Origin of the sequence: Pseudomonas sp. G5(2012), assembly GCF_000408945.1 — a bacterium.
Taxonomy (GTDB): Bacteria; Pseudomonadota; Gammaproteobacteria; order Pseudomonadales; family Pseudomonadaceae; genus Aquipseudomonas; species Aquipseudomonas umsongensis.
Window position 1 is genome coordinate 52,788 of record NZ_APIO01000051.1, and the last position, 14,616, is coordinate 67,403.

Below are 14,616 nucleotides of genomic sequence, written 5' to 3' on the forward strand. Positions count from 1 at the left end.
GGGGGCAGCCTGGAAAAGCGGCAGCCGAATGCCCGATGCGTTTTTTGCGCAGGGCATCTTTTAGCCCATTGCCCGGATGCAATCCAGTGGCGCGGCCGATTATGCCCCAAGAGCCGGCCGAGAGGGTCGCCGGTTGTTTTTCCCATGAAATGTGAAGGGAGTACCACCCTGATGAATGTTCGACAGTCCTACCGGTCGAGGCTGCAGGTCGCCACCTTGCTCATGCTGGCCACGTTGCTGACCGCCTGCGGCATCAACAACATACCGACCCTCGATGAACAGGCCAAGGCGGCCTGGGGCCAGGTGCAGAACCAGTATCAGCGCCGTGCCGACCTGATTCCCAACCTGGTGGAAACCGTGAAGGGCTACGCCGCGCATGAGAAGGAAACCCTGACGGCCGTGATCGAAGCCAGGGCCAAGGCCACCTCGATCCAGGTCGATGCCTCCACACTCGACAACCCGGAAAAGCTCAAGCAGTACCAACAGGCCCAGGATCAACTCAGTGGCGCCTTGAGCCGCCTGATGGTGGTGTCCGAGCGCTATCCGGACCTGAAGGCCAACCAGAACTTCCTGGCCTTGCAATCGCAGCTTGAAGGCACCGAGAACCGGATCAGCGTGGCCCGGCGCGATTTCATCCTGGCGGTGCAGAAATACAACACCGAGATCCGCACGTTCCCCGGTCGCCTGTGGCACAGCGTGCTGTACAGCAGTCTGCCGGAACGCGAGACCTTCGAGGCCACGCCGGGGTCGGAGAAGCCGCCGGAAGTCAAATTCTGATCTGGATGAATAACCCTGTAGGAGCTGCCGCAGGCTGCGATCTTTTGACTTTGCTTCTCAAGATCAAGATCACAAGATCGCAGCCTGCGGCAGCTCCTACGGTTGGATCGATGAGGTTGCCAATGCGAGCGTTGAAGATCGGCCTGGTGCTGTTGCTGGGGGTGTTTGCCCTGGCGGTCCAGGCCCAATTGAAGTTCCCGGAGCTGACCGGGCGGGTAGTGGATAACGCCCAGATGATCGAACCTTCAGTGCGCGAGCAACTGGTTCAGCAGTTGCAGGCCCATGAAAAAGTCACCGGTGAGCAGCTCGTGGTCGTGACGTTGCCGGACTTGCAGGGCACCGACATCGCCGACTTCGGCTATCAACTGGGCCGTTACTGGGGGATCGGCCAGAAAGACAAGAACAACGGCGCACTGCTGATTGTTGCCCGTGATGAGCGCAAACTGCGCATCGAAGTCGGTTATGGCCTGGAAGATCGCCTGACGGACGCCCAGAGTTCGGTGATCATCCATCAGGTCATCACCCCGGCGTTCAAGGCTGGCAACTACAGCAAAGGCATCAGCGACGGGGTGGCAGCGATGCTGGTGGTACTGGGCGGCAATCCCCTGGACGAACCCTCGACTGTCTACGAGTCCAGCGGCGATCCGGGCGATGATTTCATGTCGCGGCATCCGGGGCTGTTCGTATTCCTGGTGTTGTTGTTCATCCTGACAGTATTCGTTTTCCAGATGCTCGGTATCCTTCCGGCCGGTCGCGGTGGCTCCGGTGGTTCCGGTGGCGGTTTTGGTGGCGGTGGTTTCGGCGGCGGTGGCGGTGGAGGCTTCAGTGGTGGAGGGGGCAGTTTCGGTGGCGGCGGTTCGTCGGGCGGCTGGTGATGACACAGCAAAAAAAAACAATAGCGAGCAGGCATTTAACGACATGGCATTACTGACTGAACACGAACAACGCAAGGTCGCCGAGGCGATTGCCCGGGTCGAGCGCGATACCGACGCCGAACTGGTCACCGTACTCGCGGCCCGCGCCGACGATTATGTGTACATCCCGCTGCTCTGGGCCAGCCTGCTGGCACTGGTGCTGCCGGGGATTGTGCATTACCTGAGCGGTTGGCTGACCTTGCACAGCCTGCTGCTGGTGCAATGGATCACCTTCATCGTGCTGTGCCTGGTATTGCGCATACCGAAAATCACCACGTACCTGGTTCCACGTTCGGTGCGTCACTGGCGCGCCTCGAACCTGGCGCGCCGGCAATTCCTGGAACAGAACCTGCACCACACGGCGGGCAGTACCGGAATCCTGATTTTTGTCTCTGAAGCCGAGCGCTATGTGGAAATCCTGGTGGATGAAGGTATTTCCAGTCGGCTGGACAACAGCCATTGGGATGCGATTGTCGCGGCGTTTACCCGGCAGGTGCGCCAGGGCCAGACGTTGCAGGGCTTTGTCACCTGCGTCGAGGCATGCGGCGAGTTGCTCAGGGTGCATGTTCCGGTGACGCATGAGCGTAACGAGCTGCCAAATCGACTGGTCGTGCTCGGCTAGGGCTGGTTATGCGAACACCTTTGTAATGCTTGCCGGTACAACTGCGGCAAGTTGTTTGGCTACTGTTCAGTCTTCAACATCTCCCTCCAATAGCGAACGCCCTGTGATGGGTGTTCTGACGCAGAGGGAGTGTTTATGTCAACGTATCTACCGCTCGACTCTTTTGCCGGTGCCGCCCCCAAAGGCGGGAGAGATGTATCGCCGGTCCATCTGACAGCGAAAGAAATACAAGCCTTAATATGGTGTTACAAGGGCAAGACTTCCTGGGAGATTGCCAGGATCCAGAATTGCTCACCCACCACGATAAATTTTCACTTTTTCAACATTCGCCGAAAGTTTGCTGTCAGGTCCCGTCATGCCGCCTTGCTCAAAGCCATAGAGTCGGGAGTTATTGTCATCGACGACGTCGATGAGCGAGGTCTCCATGAACTGGACTGATTCGGCTTACAACAGCATCAGTGGGCTCCTGTTGGGGTTGGGCATCGCGACGCTGCCCGCGATTGATGGCGAAGCGCTATTTGGTGCTTCGCTTGGGGCGTGGCTGGTCACTTCCACTCGCGTTGACTTCAAGGCCTGGCAGCGTATCGGTTCCTGGGTGCTATCGGCCGGCGTCGGTTATCTATTTACCCCCGTTGCGCTGCCGCTGGCGCCTTTCCTGACTGCGGGGGTAACGGCATTTCTGTGCGCGCTGATCATTATTCCTATCAGCATCAAGGTCATGCAGTGGGTCGATGGTGCTGGCCTGGGCGAAATTATTGAGCGCTTTAAAGGGCGACGCTGATGGATGTTAATACTGCATGGTCAAGTGTCCTGGCAATATTGCCCGTCTTACGCGTCTTCAAGTAAAGCGCGTATAACATTATGTTTCGCGCAGCTGTTGAAGTGTCGACAGGATAGACGCCATCTCTGAAAGTTTGAGTTCCATTTCACGCAGGCGGCGTTTTTCCTCCAGGGCATGTTGTATGGCGTTGCGATCTTCTTCATTGAGCAATCGCCACATCGCGAGAATTGTATTTTCCCGTGTGATTGTTTCCTGGGTTTGTTCTGAGGCATTGCCAGCAGTGCTTAGCCGCAAGACCGGTCCTTCGCCAAGCAACAACCAGTCAAGTGAAATACCGCGGGCCTGGGCAATTTCTACGCATAATGAGTACGGTGTACTGTCTCGACCTTTCCAGCTGCTGAGGGTTTGCGGACTGACTTTCAGCGCAGAAGACAGGGAGGCATCACTTTTTGTGCCAGTAATTTGTTTTAGGCGGGCTAAAACAGTCTGAGATTTTTTGCTACGCAATTTGAGCCTCTACCTTTTGACACATGCTTTTTGAGTGCTTAATGTATGCGCAATGAGTATTCTAAAATGAGTAATCAATTTTCAACTATGAGTCAGATAAATGTGATGTCGAAAATTCCTAATGGTAGCAGGGTGATTTCCTACATGTTTGGTTCTTGCCCATTGCACCGTTTTCCGTTGCACTTTCTTTTATCAGGTAAGCGTTATTTGCAGCGCCAGGTTGCAGCGATCCTCGCTCGCAGCAGTATTGCGTTTGATTATGTTGATTACCACCCGATGAACAGCGGGACCCAAGCATGAGTACTTACAAAATGGTGTGCCCGCATTGCTTGAGCCGCATGCGAATCCGCACCAGCGAGGGCCGACATATTTTCCTGCGGGTGGCCTACTTGCAATGCACGTCGGAAGCCTGCGGCTGGTCGGTTCGGGCCGAGTTCGAAATGACTCACGAGCTCTCTCCCAGTGGCATGCCCAATCCTGCCGTACGCCTGCCTTTCGCCGGACCCGATTTGCGGCACGCCGCCCGGCCTGTTGCGCCAATTGAGCCGACGACGTCGGCGCCTGTGGAGTCATGAACATGGGCGCAATCGTTGAAGACGAGGATCTGAACGAGCAATTGTTGACCATTGCCCAGGGGTTTTTGGCCCGCCATGAAAGCGATGCGGTCGTTGATGACCAGGTGCTGTTCTGTCGTGCCGTGAAGCACTTGCAAGGGATTGATGTGCCGATGCACCTGGCGGAGCGGCTGGTCAGCCACGCCTATGGGGAACTCAAGTCCTGCAACGATCGACGACGCCTGGACATCGGTGCCAGCTCCGAAACCGTCGCTGTCATCACTGATCCGGCCAACGGCATGACATGGGCCGTACCGGTGGGATTGATCGTCAGGCATGTGATCAATTCACCGAGCAATCGCAAACTTCGGCTGGTGGAGCCCTGAGGTATCGGCCATTACACTGCAGGTCTGGGGGGGATGACCGGGCCTGCGAAAAATAACCCCGTGCCCAAAACCCGCATCCCCCCTAAAATACCGGGCATTCTCCGATTTGCTCTGCCCGAGGCCGTTTTTTCCATGTCCGTCACCGCCACCCCCGCCAGCCTCGCGCCGGACCATCACGCCCAATTCATCGACCTGCTGCAATCGAGCCTGGAGCAGAACGCCTTCATCAAGTTGGTGTTGGCCAAGTACGCTGGCGATGAAGCGGACTTGCAGCGCATCATCATCAAGCCGGTGACGGTCAAGGCGCAGGCTTGCCTGTCCTTCGTCTATCGATACAAGACCCGCGACATCACCAAGAACCTGCCATTGGCCGAAGGTGTAGCCCTCATCAAAGACTTGTTGCCGGCATCGTTCAAGAATGCGCATTTGTTGTCATTAACTGATGAAGCCCAGCTCGAATACAGCAAAAAGGGCAAATCTTCGCTGTTCAAGAGCAAACCCCAGCAATTACGTGAAGTGCCATCCGCCGGGCACAACCGTGAGAAAAACCGCTTTCTCGATTTAAACCGGCCGTTTCTCGCCGACTTGGGCGTCACCAACAAGCAGCATGAATTAATTCCTGCGATGTCGCGCAAGTGGAAGCAGATCAACAAGTTCATCGAGGTTTTCAGTCATGCGCTGACCTCGTCGCCACTGGCTCTGGATAGCCCGGTTCGCGTGGCAGACTTCGGCTCCGGCAAGGGTTACCTGACGTTTGCGATCCATGACTATCTGCGCAACACCCTGAAGGCCGAGGCGCAAGTGACGGGTGTCGAGTTGCGTGAAGACATGGTCACCCTGTGCAACGCCGCCGCGGCAAAGCTCGAGCACCCCGGGCTGGTCTTCAAGTGCGGTGATGTACGCAGCGTGGCGCCGAGCGAGCTGGATGTGATGATCGCGTTGCATGCCTGCGACATCGCCACGGATTATGCGATTCACACCGGCATTCGTTCCGGTGCCTCGATCATCATGTGTTCGCCGTGCTGTCACAAACAGATTCGCCTGCAAATCCAGAGCCCGGCATTGCTCAAGCCGATGCTGCAGTACGGCTTGCACCTGGGACAGCAGGCGGAAATGGTCACCGACAGCTTGCGTGCGCTGTTCCTCGAAGCCTGCGGTTACGAGACCAAGGTGTTCGAGTTCATCTCGCTGGACCACACCAACAAGAACAAGATGATCCTGGCGGTCAAGCGTGCCGAACCGGGTGATCCGGCCCAGCTGTTGGCGAAGATCCAGGAACTCAAGACGTTCTACCACATTACCGAGCACTGCCTGGAAACCCTGTTGCGGGCTGACGGTTACCTCTGAAAGCCGTTCGATTTACGCCGTGACAATGCGTGCGGGCTTGACCGCCGTCTTGCGTCCCAGCACGACGGTCAGGATCACCCCGCCGGCAAACAGCCACGTAATCGGTTCGACGTGCTCGCCAAAAAACAGCGCGGAAAAGCCGATGGTGAAGAAAATCTGCAGCAGCTGGATTTGGCTGACCCGGGCAATGCCACCAATGGCCAGCCCGGCATACCAGGCGAAGAACCCGATGAATTGCGAAAACAGCGAGACGTAGCCGAAGGCCCACCAGGTCTTGGCCGAAATCTCGCCCTGATGTTGCAACCCAAGGTAAAGCACCGGCCCGATCAACAGCGGGGTCGACAGCACCAGTGCCCAGCAGATCACTTGCCAGCCGCCCATTTCCTTGGCCAATCGGCCACCCTCGGCGTACCCCAGGCCACCCACCGCAATTGCGCCGAGCATCAACAGGTCGCCCGCCTGAATGCTGCCGGCCCCGCTGATCAGCGCATAACCGAGCACCAGTGCACTGCCCAGCGCGGCGCAGGCCCAGAAGGCTTTCGACGGGCGTTCGTGGGACAACCACGCGGCGTACAGCGCCACACACAGTGGCTGCAAGCCATTGACCAGTGCGCCATGGGACGCCGGCAAGGTTTGCATGGCCCAGGCCGATAGGACCGGAAAACCGAGGATCACCCCGGCAATCACCAGCGTCAGGCCTTTGACTTGCTTCCAGGTTGGCCATTTCTCACGCCGCCACAACAACAGCAACGCCGCGGGAACAGCCGCAAACAGTGCCCGGCCCAGGCCATTGAGCAGTGGATGCATCTCTTGCACGACGATGCGCGTGAAGGGCAGGGTAAGACTGAAGATCACAACGCCAAGCAGGCCCAGGGCCATGCCGGTGTTTTCGCGGGTGGACATGATGGCAACCAGAATTTAATAGGTGCTGTTATCTAGCCATAAACCCAAGGTAGCGCGCTGTTACAGCTGGGCGCAGAGTTATCCGTACAGTTGGGCGCGAAGCTCCCAACGTAGGAGCTGCCGCAGGCTGCGATCTTTTGATCTTGTTTTTAAGATCAAGGTCAAAAGATCGCAGCCTGCGGCAGCTCCTACCAAGTGATCGGCGTAGTAGCAGGTTATTACCCACCCCCACGGATAAGGACTACCTTGAATACTCCTGCATGCCAAGCATTTCCCAGAGGAGTCCTCCCCATGGCCGCGAAAAAAATTCTGATGCTGGTCGGCGATTACGTCGAAGACTATGAAGTGATGGTGCCGTTCCAGGCCCTGCTGATGGTCGGTCACACGGTGCATGCCGTTTGCCCGGACAAGAGCGCCGGCCAGACCGTGCGCACCGCTATCCATGACTTCGAAGGCGACCAGACCTACAGCGAAAAACCCGGTCACCTGTTTGCCCTGAACTTCGATTTCGCCAAGGTCAATGCGGCGGATTACGACGCCGTGCTGATACCCGGTGGTCGTGCACCAGAGTACTTGCGCCTGAATGAAAAAGTGTTGGAGCTGGTGCGCGATTTCGACAAGGCCGGCAAGCCGATCGCCGCCGTGTGCCACGGTGCGCAATTGTTGGCCGCCGCCGGGATTCTTGAGGGGCGTGAGTGCAGCGCTTACCCGGCCTGTGCGCCAGAAGTGCGCCTGGCGGGCGGTACGTTTATCGATATCCCGGTGACGGACGGCCATGTTCAAGGCAATCTGGCGACGGCACCGGCCTGGCCTGCCCACCCGAGCTGGCTCGCCGGTTTTCTCGGTTTGCTGGGCACTAAAATCACGCTGTAACAAAGGACCCGTCCATGTGCGAGCTCTACGTCAAGGCCGATCCGATTCTCTACGAATCGCGCTCCCGCTCGCTGCGCATTTGCGGGGTGGTCACCACCTTGCGGCTGGAGAATCAGTTCTGGGACATCCTCAGCGAAATCGCCGAGAGCGACGGTATGACCACCAATCAGCTGATTGCCAAGCTGTATGAGGAGGTCATGGACTACCGTGGCGAGGTGGTCAATTTCGCCTCGTTCCTGCGGGTGAGTTGTACGCGGTATTTGAGTCAGCGGCGGATTGCTCCTCCTCAGATGAGTGTGGTGCGAACGGCGTGAAAATCAAAAGATCGCAGCCTTCGGCAGCTCCTACAGGGATCGATGTAGGAGCTGCCGAAGGCTGCGATCTTTTGATCTTGTTGTTCCGGTGGTCTTTACTCTGAAGCGCGCAATCCCTCATTCGCCAAGGAGAAAGAGCATGTCTGGATGGTACGAAGTGAGCAAGAGCAGCAGCGGTCAGTTCAGGTTCGTCTTGAAGGCGGCGAACGCCGAAACCATTCTGACCAGCGAGTTGTACACCACCCGCGCCGCGGCCGACAAAGGCATCGCGTCAGTCCAAGCCAACAGTCCGCTGGATGAGCGCTACGAGAAGAAAACTACCAAGGATGGCCATCCTTATTTCAACCTCAAGGCGGGCAACCACGAGATTATTGGCAGCAGCGAAGCCTATTCCTCTGCATCCGCGCTGGACAAAGGCATCGCCAGTGTAAAGGCGAACGGCCCGACCAAGGTGATCAAGGACAAGACCTTGCCGGTGCTCTAAAACTCAACACAAATCCCCTGTGGGAGCGAGCCTGCTCGCGAATGCGGTTTAACAGTCAGCAAGATGTTGACTGACACGCCGCCATCGCGAGCAGGCTCGCTCCCACATGGGGTTATGCGTATGGCTGAGCGATCAGCGCAGGGCTTTTAGCAGGCCTTGCAACTGGCTCAGACCTGCTCCGTCCAACGGAAACACCGGCAACCGCGGATCACCCACCTCCAGCCCGGTAGCCCGTAAGCCGGCCTTGATCGTCGCCGGCAAACCACCCTTGAGAATGAAGTCCAGCAACGGCAACTGGCGATAGAACAGTTCACGAGCCTTGTTCAGGTCGTTGGCCAGCACGGCGTCGTACAGGTCGAGATTGAGTTGCGGGATCAGGTTCGGCGCTGCTGTACACCAGCCTTTTGCCCCGGCTGCGAAGGCTTCCAGCGCCAGGGGGTTGCAACCGTTGTAGAAGGGTACCTGGCCTTCGCCCAAGCGATACAGTTGATGCATGCGCTGGATGTCACCGGTGCTCTCCTTGACCATTGTCACGTTTTCCACGCCCTTGACGATACGCAGGATCAGCTCCACCGACATGTCGGTGCCGCTGGTGGCCGGGTTGTTATAGAGCATGATCGGCACGCCGATGCTGTCGCCGATGGCGCGGTAATGCGCGAGGATTTGCGCTTCGCTGAGTTTCCAGTAGGACGTCGGCAGCACCATCACCACGTCGGCGCCATGGGCTTCGGCGAAGCGGGCGCGACGCACCGCTTTGGCGGTGGTCAGGTCAGACACGCTGACGATGGTCGGCACACGCTTGGCCACATGCTTGATGCTGAACTCGGCGACCTGGTCCCATTCGGCGTCACTCAGGTAAGCGCCTTCGCCGGTGCTGCCCAGCGGTGCGATCGAATGCACACCGCCGTCGATCAAGCGGTCGATGGAGCGTCCGAGCGCCTCCAGGTCTACGCCCTCGCCGTTGGCGGTGAAGGGGGTGATGGTGTAGCCAATGATGCCGTGAATGTTTGCGCTGGGCATGGTGTCTCTCCGTTCAAATGAGCTCTGGGGTTCAGTTCAGGCAATCGGCGTGTCGACGCAGGTTCTGCCGGGCGTAGTAGTTAAAGGCGGCGGCATGGCGCTTGGGCCGGGCAATCCAGTCATGGGCTTCACGGCCCAGTTCGGGGATGATCGGCTTGATGGTTCCGGCGCTCATCGCCAGCAGCTGCAACCTGGCGGCGCGTTCGATCAGTTGGGCAATCACACAGGCCTCCTCGATGGTGGTGCCGGTGGACAACTGGCCGTGGTGGGAAAGCAGGATCGCGCGCTTGTCGCCCAAGGCGCCGGCAATCAATTCGCCTTCTTCATTGCCCACCGGTACGCCAGGCCAGCCTTCGAGAAACGCGCAGTCGTCATAGAGCGGGCAGAGGTCCATGTGGGAGATCTGCAGCGGCACTTCCAGCATCGACAACGCTGCGACGTGAGTCGGGTGGGTGTGAATGATGCAGTTCACATCTGGCCGGGCGCGGTACACCCAGCTGTGGAAGCGGTTGGCCGGGTTCGGCATGCCGTGGCCTTCGAGCACTTGCAGGTCTTCGTTGACCAGCAACAGGTTACCCGCAGTGATTTCGTCGAAACCCAGGCCCAGTTGTTGAGTGTAATAGGTGCCAGGCTGCGGGCCGCGGGCGGTGATTTGCCCGGCCAGGCCAGAGTCGTGGCCATTCTCGAACAGAATGCGGCAGGTCAGGGCCAGCTTTTGCCGATCGGTCCACGTATTATCCACAAGGGTGTTTTGCATCTGGTTCAGCGCTTGCTTGACCAACTGATCTTTGGGCAGTGCTAAAGTCTCGGCCATGTCGGTGTCCTCGTTGGCTGGGTCATGCATATGACACTAAAGATGCTATATGACACTTTGTGTCATAAGCAAGGACAATTCGTCACCATCCTCGATGGATTAATCGTTCTACATGTCTATCCGTTTGAAATTATTGAGAAAAAAACTTGGCGTAACCCTTGAGGCTCTGGCGGAAAAATCCGGCATGACCAAGAGTTATCTGTCGAAAGTCGAACGCGGCCTGAACACGCCGTCGATTGCGGCCGCATTGAAGCTGGCCAAGGCACTGAACGTGAAGGTCGAGGAGCTGTTTTCCGAAGACAAGGTGAGCCTCGACAGCTACAGCCTGGTACGCAGCCATGAGCGTCAGTCACTGGGTGCCAGCGACGACAATCCAGGCTACGCGGTACTGGCCCGTCAGGTCAGCGAACGCAGCTTGTTGCCATTCATCATCTACCCGCCCACCGAGTTCACCGACAGAACCTTCAAGGAGCACCTTGGGGAAGAGTTCCTGTTTGTCCACGAAGGGCAGGTGGAGGTGGATTTTGTGAACGAGCGAGTGCTGCTCGGTCGTGGCGATGCGCTGCACTTCAACTCGCAGAAACCGCACCGGATCCGCTCGGTGGGCGAGGTGCAGGCGCAGTTGCTGGTGGTGGTGCATAGCCGCGAGGAATGAGTTGACTTCAAAAGCTTCGCGAGCAGGCTCGCTCCCACAGGAGGAATGCATTCCATTGTGGGAGCGAGCCTGCTCGCGAAGGCATCAGCTCAAACAACTAAACTTCCACTGGAACCGCTAGCTTCGGGCTGCCCAGCGCATGGGTCTTGGAATCAAAAAACTGCAACTCAACCCCAGTCCCCTCGAACAGCTTCGCGTAATGCCGCTTCTGGTGCTGGATGAACGCCTTGCTGCGCGGGTAAATCGAGATGGCCACTCTCTTCGGTTTCGCCACGCGCAAGGCGTGCACGATGTGACTGTCCTGCTCGCCCAAGGCATGCCCGAAAATACACAACCCGCCGCCATGGCCGAGTAACTGTTCGTAGCAGAACGACAGGTAATCGGAACTGCGGATGGTCTTGAGCTTGTCTGCGCTCGGCCCTTCATTGATGAACAACGGTACATCGTCGAGGGTCTTGATCGTGTTGTTGATGGCGAAATTGCCCAGCAACGTGCCTTCGGTCGACATCAATTTGCGCGCCGTTCCGTCCTGGTTGCGCACCAGGTGCAGACCGCCGTGCAAGTACAGCAAACGGGTCTTGTCGGTGGCGGTAACGCTCAGGTCGAAGACAGGTTCTGACCCCTGGAACAGATCGGTGATCGCCTCGGGTTGCTGCTGGATCGCCCAGTAATTGAGCAAGTCGTAGTTAGTGGTGAACACTGTACGATAACGGCCCAGTTCCTCACCGATGGTCGCCAGGCTCGAGGCTTCGACCAACCGCCACGGGATGTGGACGGCGTGCACGGTGTTGATCAGCGCTTCCTTGATCGCGTAGTAACGATTACGCGGTGCGGCAGAGCTGACGGCCAGGGCCTTGTTGACCCGGCTGGTGGTTTTCAAAGCGCTGAGTACCTGTTCGAAGCTGCGTGTCTGCAGCGCATCGAACACACTCAACTCGGATGGGCTGAGAGGTTTTTCTTCGACGGTGCGGGCGTTTTCGAACAGCGAGTCGTAACCGAAGTCATCCCACACCGCACGGCTGGCCCCATTACCCACCAGCAAACCGTCGAACGCAGCGCCGCTGCGCAAGACGTTCCAGTCTTCAAGTTGGGCGTCGACATCCTGGAAATCGGTCATTGCGGTGTTCATCTCGAAGCAAAAGGTCTGATGGGCGGCGACTTTATCATGGTCGAGCACTGAGCCTGGTCTGCATCACTCAGATCATCGCGCCAATCGCGGCAGCCGTCAGTTGATGGACGAATCCGCTCAGCGTCATCGCATAAGCACCGCCGACCGGCGCTGTTGTGGACTTGCCGCAGAAGCTGCGCACGCTCGACAAGTTCTGACGGTTACTGAATCCTGCAGCGCCTGCAGATAGCAATGCATTCCCCTGTGGGAGCGAGCCTGCTCGCGAAGACTGACTGGCAATCAACATTGAACGCTCGGTAACAGCTTCAACCCGCAGCCGCCAAAGACTTGGCCGGCATGGCCCCAAACTGAATCAACACCACACCGCCGATCAACAACATTGCCCCAGCCAATCGCGGCAAGGTGATTAGCCGCTCCTCCAACCCAAACCACCCAAAGTGGTCCAGCACCAGCGAGGCCACCACTTGCCCCGCCAACGCCAACGCCATGAATCCCGAAGCGCCAAGCTTGGGCAGCAATACCAGCGCCAGTGAAATAAAACACACGCCAAACGCACCACCGGCCCACATCCACAGCGGCGCCTTGCCGATGAACGCCATCGACGGCAATGGCAAGCGCATCGCCAGCATGATCGGCAACAGCACCAGGATGCTCACCATCAATGAAGCGAGGGTCGCCCATAATGGATGACCCAGGCCGCGTCCCAGATTGACATTGATTGCGCTCTGAAACGGCACCACCGCACCGGCGAACGCGGCAAGCAGCAACAGACTCGCCCAATGCAACGTACTCATTTTCATTCTCCAACAGGTTTTGCTGGACTCTAGAGCATTCGTCGCGCAGATTTAAATTCCGTTTTGCTATCCAGAACATGCATCAGATGAATGATCTGCGGCGCATTGATCTCAACCTGCTGGTGATCCTCGACGCCTTGCTCAGCGAGCAACACGTGACCCGTGCGGCCGAGCGCCTGCACCTGAGCCAGCCTGCTGTCAGCCATGCCCTGGCACGCTTGCGCGATCTGCTCGGTGATCCGTTGCTGGTGCGCGCTGGCGCAAGCCTGGTGCCGACTCCACGAGCGCTGGAGGTGATGGCTCCGCTGGGTGAAGTGTTGGCCCAGGTGCAATCGCTGCTGGCACCGAATGCCTTTGATCCGGCCACGGCCAAACGCACTTTTCGCCTGGCGATGTCTGACTATGGCGCCGCTATCGTCCTGCCGGAATTGATTCGCACGCTGCGTCGTGAAGCGCCCGGCATCGACCTGCAGATCAGCCACGCCAGCCGTGAAGGCATGCTCGAAGGGGTGCTCAATGGTGAAATCGATGCAGCCGCCGGGGTGTTTCCGGAAATGCCCAATGAGTTGCGCAGCACGCCGTTGTTCGAAGAGCACTATGTCTGCCTGCTGGACCGCAACAGCCTGGCTGACGCGAGCGTGCTCGAGCTTCGCACCTATTTGAGCCGCCCCCACGTCTTGTTGGAAATGCGTGGCAGCGGTACCCCGGAAATCGAGCGCGCCTTGACCCGCCTGCGCGAGCGTCGTCGAGTCGCCGTCAGCCTGCCGCACTGGAGCGTCGCCCCGCAGTTGATCAGCGGCACCGACCTGATCCTCACCGTCGCCTCTCGTGCCTTGCGCGATATCGACGAGCAGTCATTGATTATCGTGCCGCCGCCGTTTGATATCCCGTCGTTCACCTTTGTCCTGGCCTGGCACAAACGCCGGGGCAGTGACCAGGCGTTGAATTGGTTGAATGCGCAAATAGAGCGAGCCTCAGCTGATATAGACTGGCGCCCATTCACCCAAACAGCGCAAAAGGACTTCCCATGACTCCCTCCCTGCTAATGGCCGTTCTCGCCTCGGGCTTCATCTATGGCATCACGCCAGGGCCTGGGGTATTGGCGGTGTTCGGCATCGGCGCCGCCCACGGAAGGCGGGCGGGGGCGGGGTTTCTCTGCGGGCATTTGTTGGGGGACGTGGTCTGGTGCAGTACCGCATTGATAGCGATTGTCGGTGCGCGGGAAATCGGCAGCACGGCCTTCGATGTACTGGGCGTGCTCAGCGGGCTCTACCTGTTCTGGCTCGGCTGGCGTGCGGTGCGCGCGCGCCAGCGGGTGGGCGAGGCGCCGCAGGGGCCTGCGCGGCAGCCATTCTGGCACGGCATTCTGTTCGGCCTGACCAATCCGAAAGCTTACCCGGTGGCAGTGGCCACCTTCACTGCGCTATTGTCCAGCCGGGCAGAGTTGCTGACCTGGTCGATGTTGCCATGGCTGATCGTCTTGAGCTTCGTTGGCGGCCTGCTGGCCTACGCTATCCTCATCGGCATCGTTGGCGCGCGGCGGGTGCGCACCTTGTATCAACGCCATGAACTGGCTATCACCCGGTTATGCGGGCTGATGTTCATCGGTTTCGCCATCAACGCCCTGGCGCATGCACTGCCGGGGCTGGTGACGAACAAGGCGTGAGATTGAAGGGATGCGTCGGTTGTACCGTCGGCGCTCAGGCGCCTGACCGGTCAGGGAGGGTTTCCAATGGCTGCAA

General features: G+C 58.4%; 22 protein-coding genes. 15 read left to right on the forward strand and 7 right to left on the reverse strand.

The window, feature by feature from the left end; translation table 11 throughout:
• The first annotated feature begins 171 nt into the window (after positions 1-171).
• From PG5_RS17070 to PG5_RS17090, 5 genes are all read left to right on the forward strand, one after another.
• A complete protein-coding gene (locus PG5_RS17070) occupies positions 172-777 on the forward strand; it encodes a LemA family protein (protein ID WP_020798373.1) in 606 nt (201 codons plus the stop codon).
• A 122-nt stretch (positions 778-899) separates the two neighbouring features.
• Positions 900-1,652, forward strand: a complete 753-nt coding sequence (locus PG5_RS17075; protein ID WP_020798374.1) for a YgcG family protein — start codon at positions 900-902, stop codon at positions 1,650-1,652.
• Positions 1,653-1,695: 43 nt separating this feature from the next.
• Positions 1,696-2,313, forward strand: coding sequence for a TPM domain-containing protein (locus tag PG5_RS17080; protein ID WP_042955459.1), 618 nt, complete (start codon positions 1,696-1,698; stop codon positions 2,311-2,313).
• A gap of 135 nt (positions 2,314-2,448) precedes the next feature.
• The gene (locus tag PG5_RS17085; protein WP_033044472.1) at positions 2,449-2,751 is read left to right on the forward strand and encodes a helix-turn-helix domain-containing protein; all 303 of its coding nucleotides are present in this window, start codon (positions 2,449-2,451) and stop codon (positions 2,749-2,751) included.
• A complete protein-coding gene (locus PG5_RS17090) occupies positions 2,738-3,094 on the forward strand; it encodes a putative holin (protein WP_020798376.1) in 357 nt (118 codons plus the stop codon). The genes PG5_RS17085 and PG5_RS17090 overlap by 14 nt, the downstream gene beginning before the upstream one ends.
• A 78-nt stretch (positions 3,095-3,172) precedes the next feature.
• Here PG5_RS17090 and PG5_RS33585 read toward each other — a convergent pair whose 3' ends face one another.
• Positions 3,173-3,601, reverse strand: coding sequence for a helix-turn-helix domain-containing protein (locus PG5_RS33585; RefSeq protein WP_080725385.1), 429 nt, complete (start codon positions 3,599-3,601; stop codon positions 3,173-3,175).
• 66 nt (positions 3,602-3,667) lie between these two features.
• Between PG5_RS33585 and PG5_RS34215 the strand changes: the two genes are divergently transcribed.
• The 4 genes from PG5_RS34215 to PG5_RS17105 all read left to right on the forward strand — a co-directional run bounded on the left by PG5_RS34215 (position 3,668) and on the right by PG5_RS17105 (position 5,888).
• Positions 3,668-3,901 carry a hypothetical protein gene (locus PG5_RS34215; protein WP_020798379.1) on the forward strand — a complete coding sequence of 78 codons (234 nt, stop codon included), beginning with the start codon at positions 3,668-3,670 and terminating at the stop codon, positions 3,899-3,901.
• Complete coding sequence (locus PG5_RS33590) at positions 3,898-4,176, forward strand: ogr/Delta-like zinc finger family protein (protein ID WP_080725384.1); 279 nt, start codon at positions 3,898-3,900, stop codon at positions 4,174-4,176. Before PG5_RS34215 ends, PG5_RS33590 begins: the two co-directional genes overlap by 4 nt.
• A gap of 2 nt (positions 4,177-4,178) precedes the next feature.
• A complete protein-coding gene (locus PG5_RS17100; RefSeq protein WP_020798380.1) occupies positions 4,179-4,541 on the forward strand; it encodes a hypothetical protein in 363 nt (120 codons plus the stop codon).
• Positions 4,542-4,673: 132 nt separating this feature from the next.
• Positions 4,674-5,888 (forward strand): SAM-dependent methyltransferase, encoded by a 1,215-nt coding sequence (locus PG5_RS17105; protein WP_042955461.1) that lies wholly within the window; start codon positions 4,674-4,676, stop codon positions 5,886-5,888.
• A gap of 12 nt (positions 5,889-5,900) precedes the next feature.
• Here the strand turns inward: PG5_RS17105 and PG5_RS17110 are convergent, their stop codons facing one another.
• Positions 5,901-6,791 (reverse strand): DMT family transporter, encoded by an 891-nt coding sequence (locus tag PG5_RS17110; protein WP_020798382.1) that lies wholly within the window; start codon positions 6,789-6,791, stop codon positions 5,901-5,903.
• 291 nt (positions 6,792-7,082) lie between these two features.
• Between PG5_RS17110 and PG5_RS17115 the strand changes: the two genes are divergently transcribed.
• The 3 genes from PG5_RS17115 (at position 7,083) to PG5_RS17125 (ending at position 8,462) form a co-directional block, all read left to right on the forward strand.
• Positions 7,083-7,664: a DJ-1/PfpI family protein gene (locus PG5_RS17115; RefSeq protein WP_020798383.1), complete on the forward strand. Its 582-nt coding sequence runs from the start codon at positions 7,083-7,085 to the stop codon at positions 7,662-7,664.
• A 14-nt stretch (positions 7,665-7,678) separates the two neighbouring features.
• On the forward strand, positions 7,679-7,978 hold the full coding sequence (locus tag PG5_RS17120) for a ribbon-helix-helix domain-containing protein (protein ID WP_020798384.1): 300 nt from the start codon (positions 7,679-7,681) through the stop codon (positions 7,976-7,978).
• A gap of 139 nt (positions 7,979-8,117) precedes the next feature.
• Positions 8,118-8,462 (forward strand): YegP family protein, encoded by a 345-nt coding sequence (locus PG5_RS17125; RefSeq protein ID WP_020798385.1) that lies wholly within the window; start codon positions 8,118-8,120, stop codon positions 8,460-8,462.
• A 132-nt stretch (positions 8,463-8,594) separates the two neighbouring features.
• Here the strand turns inward: PG5_RS17125 and PG5_RS17130 are convergent, their stop codons facing one another.
• Positions 8,595-9,482, reverse strand: a complete 888-nt coding sequence (locus PG5_RS17130) for a dihydrodipicolinate synthase family protein (protein ID WP_020798386.1) — start codon at positions 9,480-9,482, stop codon at positions 8,595-8,597.
• 31 nt (positions 9,483-9,513) lie between these two features.
• Positions 9,514-10,296 (reverse strand): aldolase, encoded by a 783-nt coding sequence (locus tag PG5_RS17135; RefSeq protein ID WP_020798387.1) that lies wholly within the window; start codon positions 10,294-10,296, stop codon positions 9,514-9,516.
• A gap of 112 nt (positions 10,297-10,408) precedes the next feature.
• Here PG5_RS17135 and PG5_RS17140 point away from each other — a divergent pair, with 112 nt between their 5' ends.
• Complete coding sequence (locus tag PG5_RS17140) at positions 10,409-10,951, forward strand: helix-turn-helix domain-containing protein (protein WP_020798388.1); 543 nt, start codon at positions 10,409-10,411, stop codon at positions 10,949-10,951.
• A gap of 97 nt (positions 10,952-11,048) precedes the next feature.
• On the opposite strand, the gene PG5_RS17145 is transcribed toward PG5_RS17140, so the two are convergent.
• The 3 genes from PG5_RS17145 to PG5_RS17150 all read right to left on the reverse strand — a co-directional run bounded on the left by PG5_RS17145 (position 11,049) and on the right by PG5_RS17150 (position 12,874).
• A complete protein-coding gene (locus tag PG5_RS17145) occupies positions 11,049-12,068 on the reverse strand; it encodes a DUF4917 family protein (RefSeq protein ID WP_042955463.1) in 1,020 nt (339 codons plus the stop codon).
• Between the two features lie 79 nt (positions 12,069-12,147).
• Positions 12,148-12,366 (reverse strand): hypothetical protein, encoded by a 219-nt coding sequence (locus tag PG5_RS34220; RefSeq protein ID WP_020798391.1) that lies wholly within the window; start codon positions 12,364-12,366, stop codon positions 12,148-12,150.
• Positions 12,367-12,385: 19 nt separating this feature from the next.
• Entirely contained in the window at positions 12,386-12,874 is a 489-nt protein-coding gene (locus PG5_RS17150) for a DMT family transporter (protein WP_020798392.1), read from the reverse strand.
• A gap of 77 nt (positions 12,875-12,951) precedes the next feature.
• On the opposite strand from PG5_RS17150, the gene PG5_RS17155 reads away from it, so the two are divergent.
• Together PG5_RS17155 and PG5_RS17160 are read left to right on the forward strand one after the other, a co-directional pair.
• On the forward strand, positions 12,952-13,905 hold the full coding sequence (locus PG5_RS17155) for a LysR family transcriptional regulator (RefSeq protein WP_042955465.1): 954 nt from the start codon (positions 12,952-12,954) through the stop codon (positions 13,903-13,905).
• Complete coding sequence (locus PG5_RS17160; protein WP_020798394.1) at positions 13,902-14,540, forward strand: LysE family translocator; 639 nt, start codon at positions 13,902-13,904, stop codon at positions 14,538-14,540. The genes PG5_RS17155 and PG5_RS17160 overlap by 4 nt, the downstream gene beginning before the upstream one ends.
• Positions 14,541-14,616: the final 76 nt, after the last annotated feature.

Excerpts from the sequence above, each read along its gene's own strand:
- PG5_RS17070 (WP_020798373.1), top strand. The coding sequence starts at position 172 with ATGAATGTTCGACAGTCCTACCGGTCGAGGCTGCAGGTCGCCACCTTG.
- PG5_RS17075 (WP_020798374.1), top strand. The coding sequence starts at position 900 with ATGCGAGCGTTGAAGATCGGCCTGGTGCTGTTGCTGGGGGTGTTTGCC.
- PG5_RS17080 (WP_042955459.1), top strand. The coding sequence starts at position 1,696 with ATGGCATTACTGACTGAACACGAACAACGCAAGGTCGCCGAGGCGATT.
- PG5_RS17085 (WP_033044472.1), top strand. The coding sequence starts at position 2,449 with ATGTCAACGTATCTACCGCTCGACTCTTTTGCCGGTGCCGCCCCCAAA.
- PG5_RS17090 (WP_020798376.1), top strand. The coding sequence starts at position 2,738 with ATGAACTGGACTGATTCGGCTTACAACAGCATCAGTGGGCTCCTGTTG.
- PG5_RS34215 (WP_020798379.1), top strand. The coding sequence starts at position 3,668 with ATGAGTAATCAATTTTCAACTATGAGTCAGATAAATGTGATGTCGAAA.
- PG5_RS33590 (WP_080725384.1), top strand. The coding sequence starts at position 3,898 with ATGAGTACTTACAAAATGGTGTGCCCGCATTGCTTGAGCCGCATGCGA.
- PG5_RS17100 (WP_020798380.1), top strand. The coding sequence starts at position 4,179 with ATGGGCGCAATCGTTGAAGACGAGGATCTGAACGAGCAATTGTTGACC.
- PG5_RS17105 (WP_042955461.1), top strand. The coding sequence starts at position 4,674 with ATGTCCGTCACCGCCACCCCCGCCAGCCTCGCGCCGGACCATCACGCC.
- PG5_RS17110 (WP_020798382.1), bottom strand. The coding sequence starts at position 6,791 with ATGTCCACCCGCGAAAACACCGGCATGGCCCTGGGCCTGCTTGGCGTT.
- PG5_RS17115 (WP_020798383.1), top strand. The coding sequence starts at position 7,083 with ATGGCCGCGAAAAAAATTCTGATGCTGGTCGGCGATTACGTCGAAGAC.
- PG5_RS17120 (WP_020798384.1), top strand. The coding sequence starts at position 7,679 with ATGTGCGAGCTCTACGTCAAGGCCGATCCGATTCTCTACGAATCGCGC.
- PG5_RS17125 (WP_020798385.1), top strand. The coding sequence starts at position 8,118 with ATGTCTGGATGGTACGAAGTGAGCAAGAGCAGCAGCGGTCAGTTCAGG.
- PG5_RS17130 (WP_020798386.1), bottom strand. The coding sequence starts at position 9,482 with ATGCCCAGCGCAAACATTCACGGCATCATTGGCTACACCATCACCCCC.
- PG5_RS17135 (WP_020798387.1), bottom strand. The coding sequence starts at position 10,296 with ATGGCCGAGACTTTAGCACTGCCCAAAGATCAGTTGGTCAAGCAAGCG.
- PG5_RS17140 (WP_020798388.1), top strand. The coding sequence starts at position 10,409 with ATGTCTATCCGTTTGAAATTATTGAGAAAAAAACTTGGCGTAACCCTT.
- PG5_RS17145 (WP_042955463.1), bottom strand. The coding sequence starts at position 12,068 with ATGACCGATTTCCAGGATGTCGACGCCCAACTTGAAGACTGGAACGTC.
- PG5_RS34220 (WP_020798391.1), bottom strand. The coding sequence starts at position 12,366 with ATGTTGATTGCCAGTCAGTCTTCGCGAGCAGGCTCGCTCCCACAGGGG.
- PG5_RS17150 (WP_020798392.1), bottom strand. The coding sequence starts at position 12,874 with ATGAGTACGTTGCATTGGGCGAGTCTGTTGCTGCTTGCCGCGTTCGCC.
- PG5_RS17155 (WP_042955465.1), top strand. The coding sequence starts at position 12,952 with ATGCATCAGATGAATGATCTGCGGCGCATTGATCTCAACCTGCTGGTG.
- PG5_RS17160 (WP_020798394.1), top strand. The coding sequence starts at position 13,902 with ATGACTCCCTCCCTGCTAATGGCCGTTCTCGCCTCGGGCTTCATCTAT.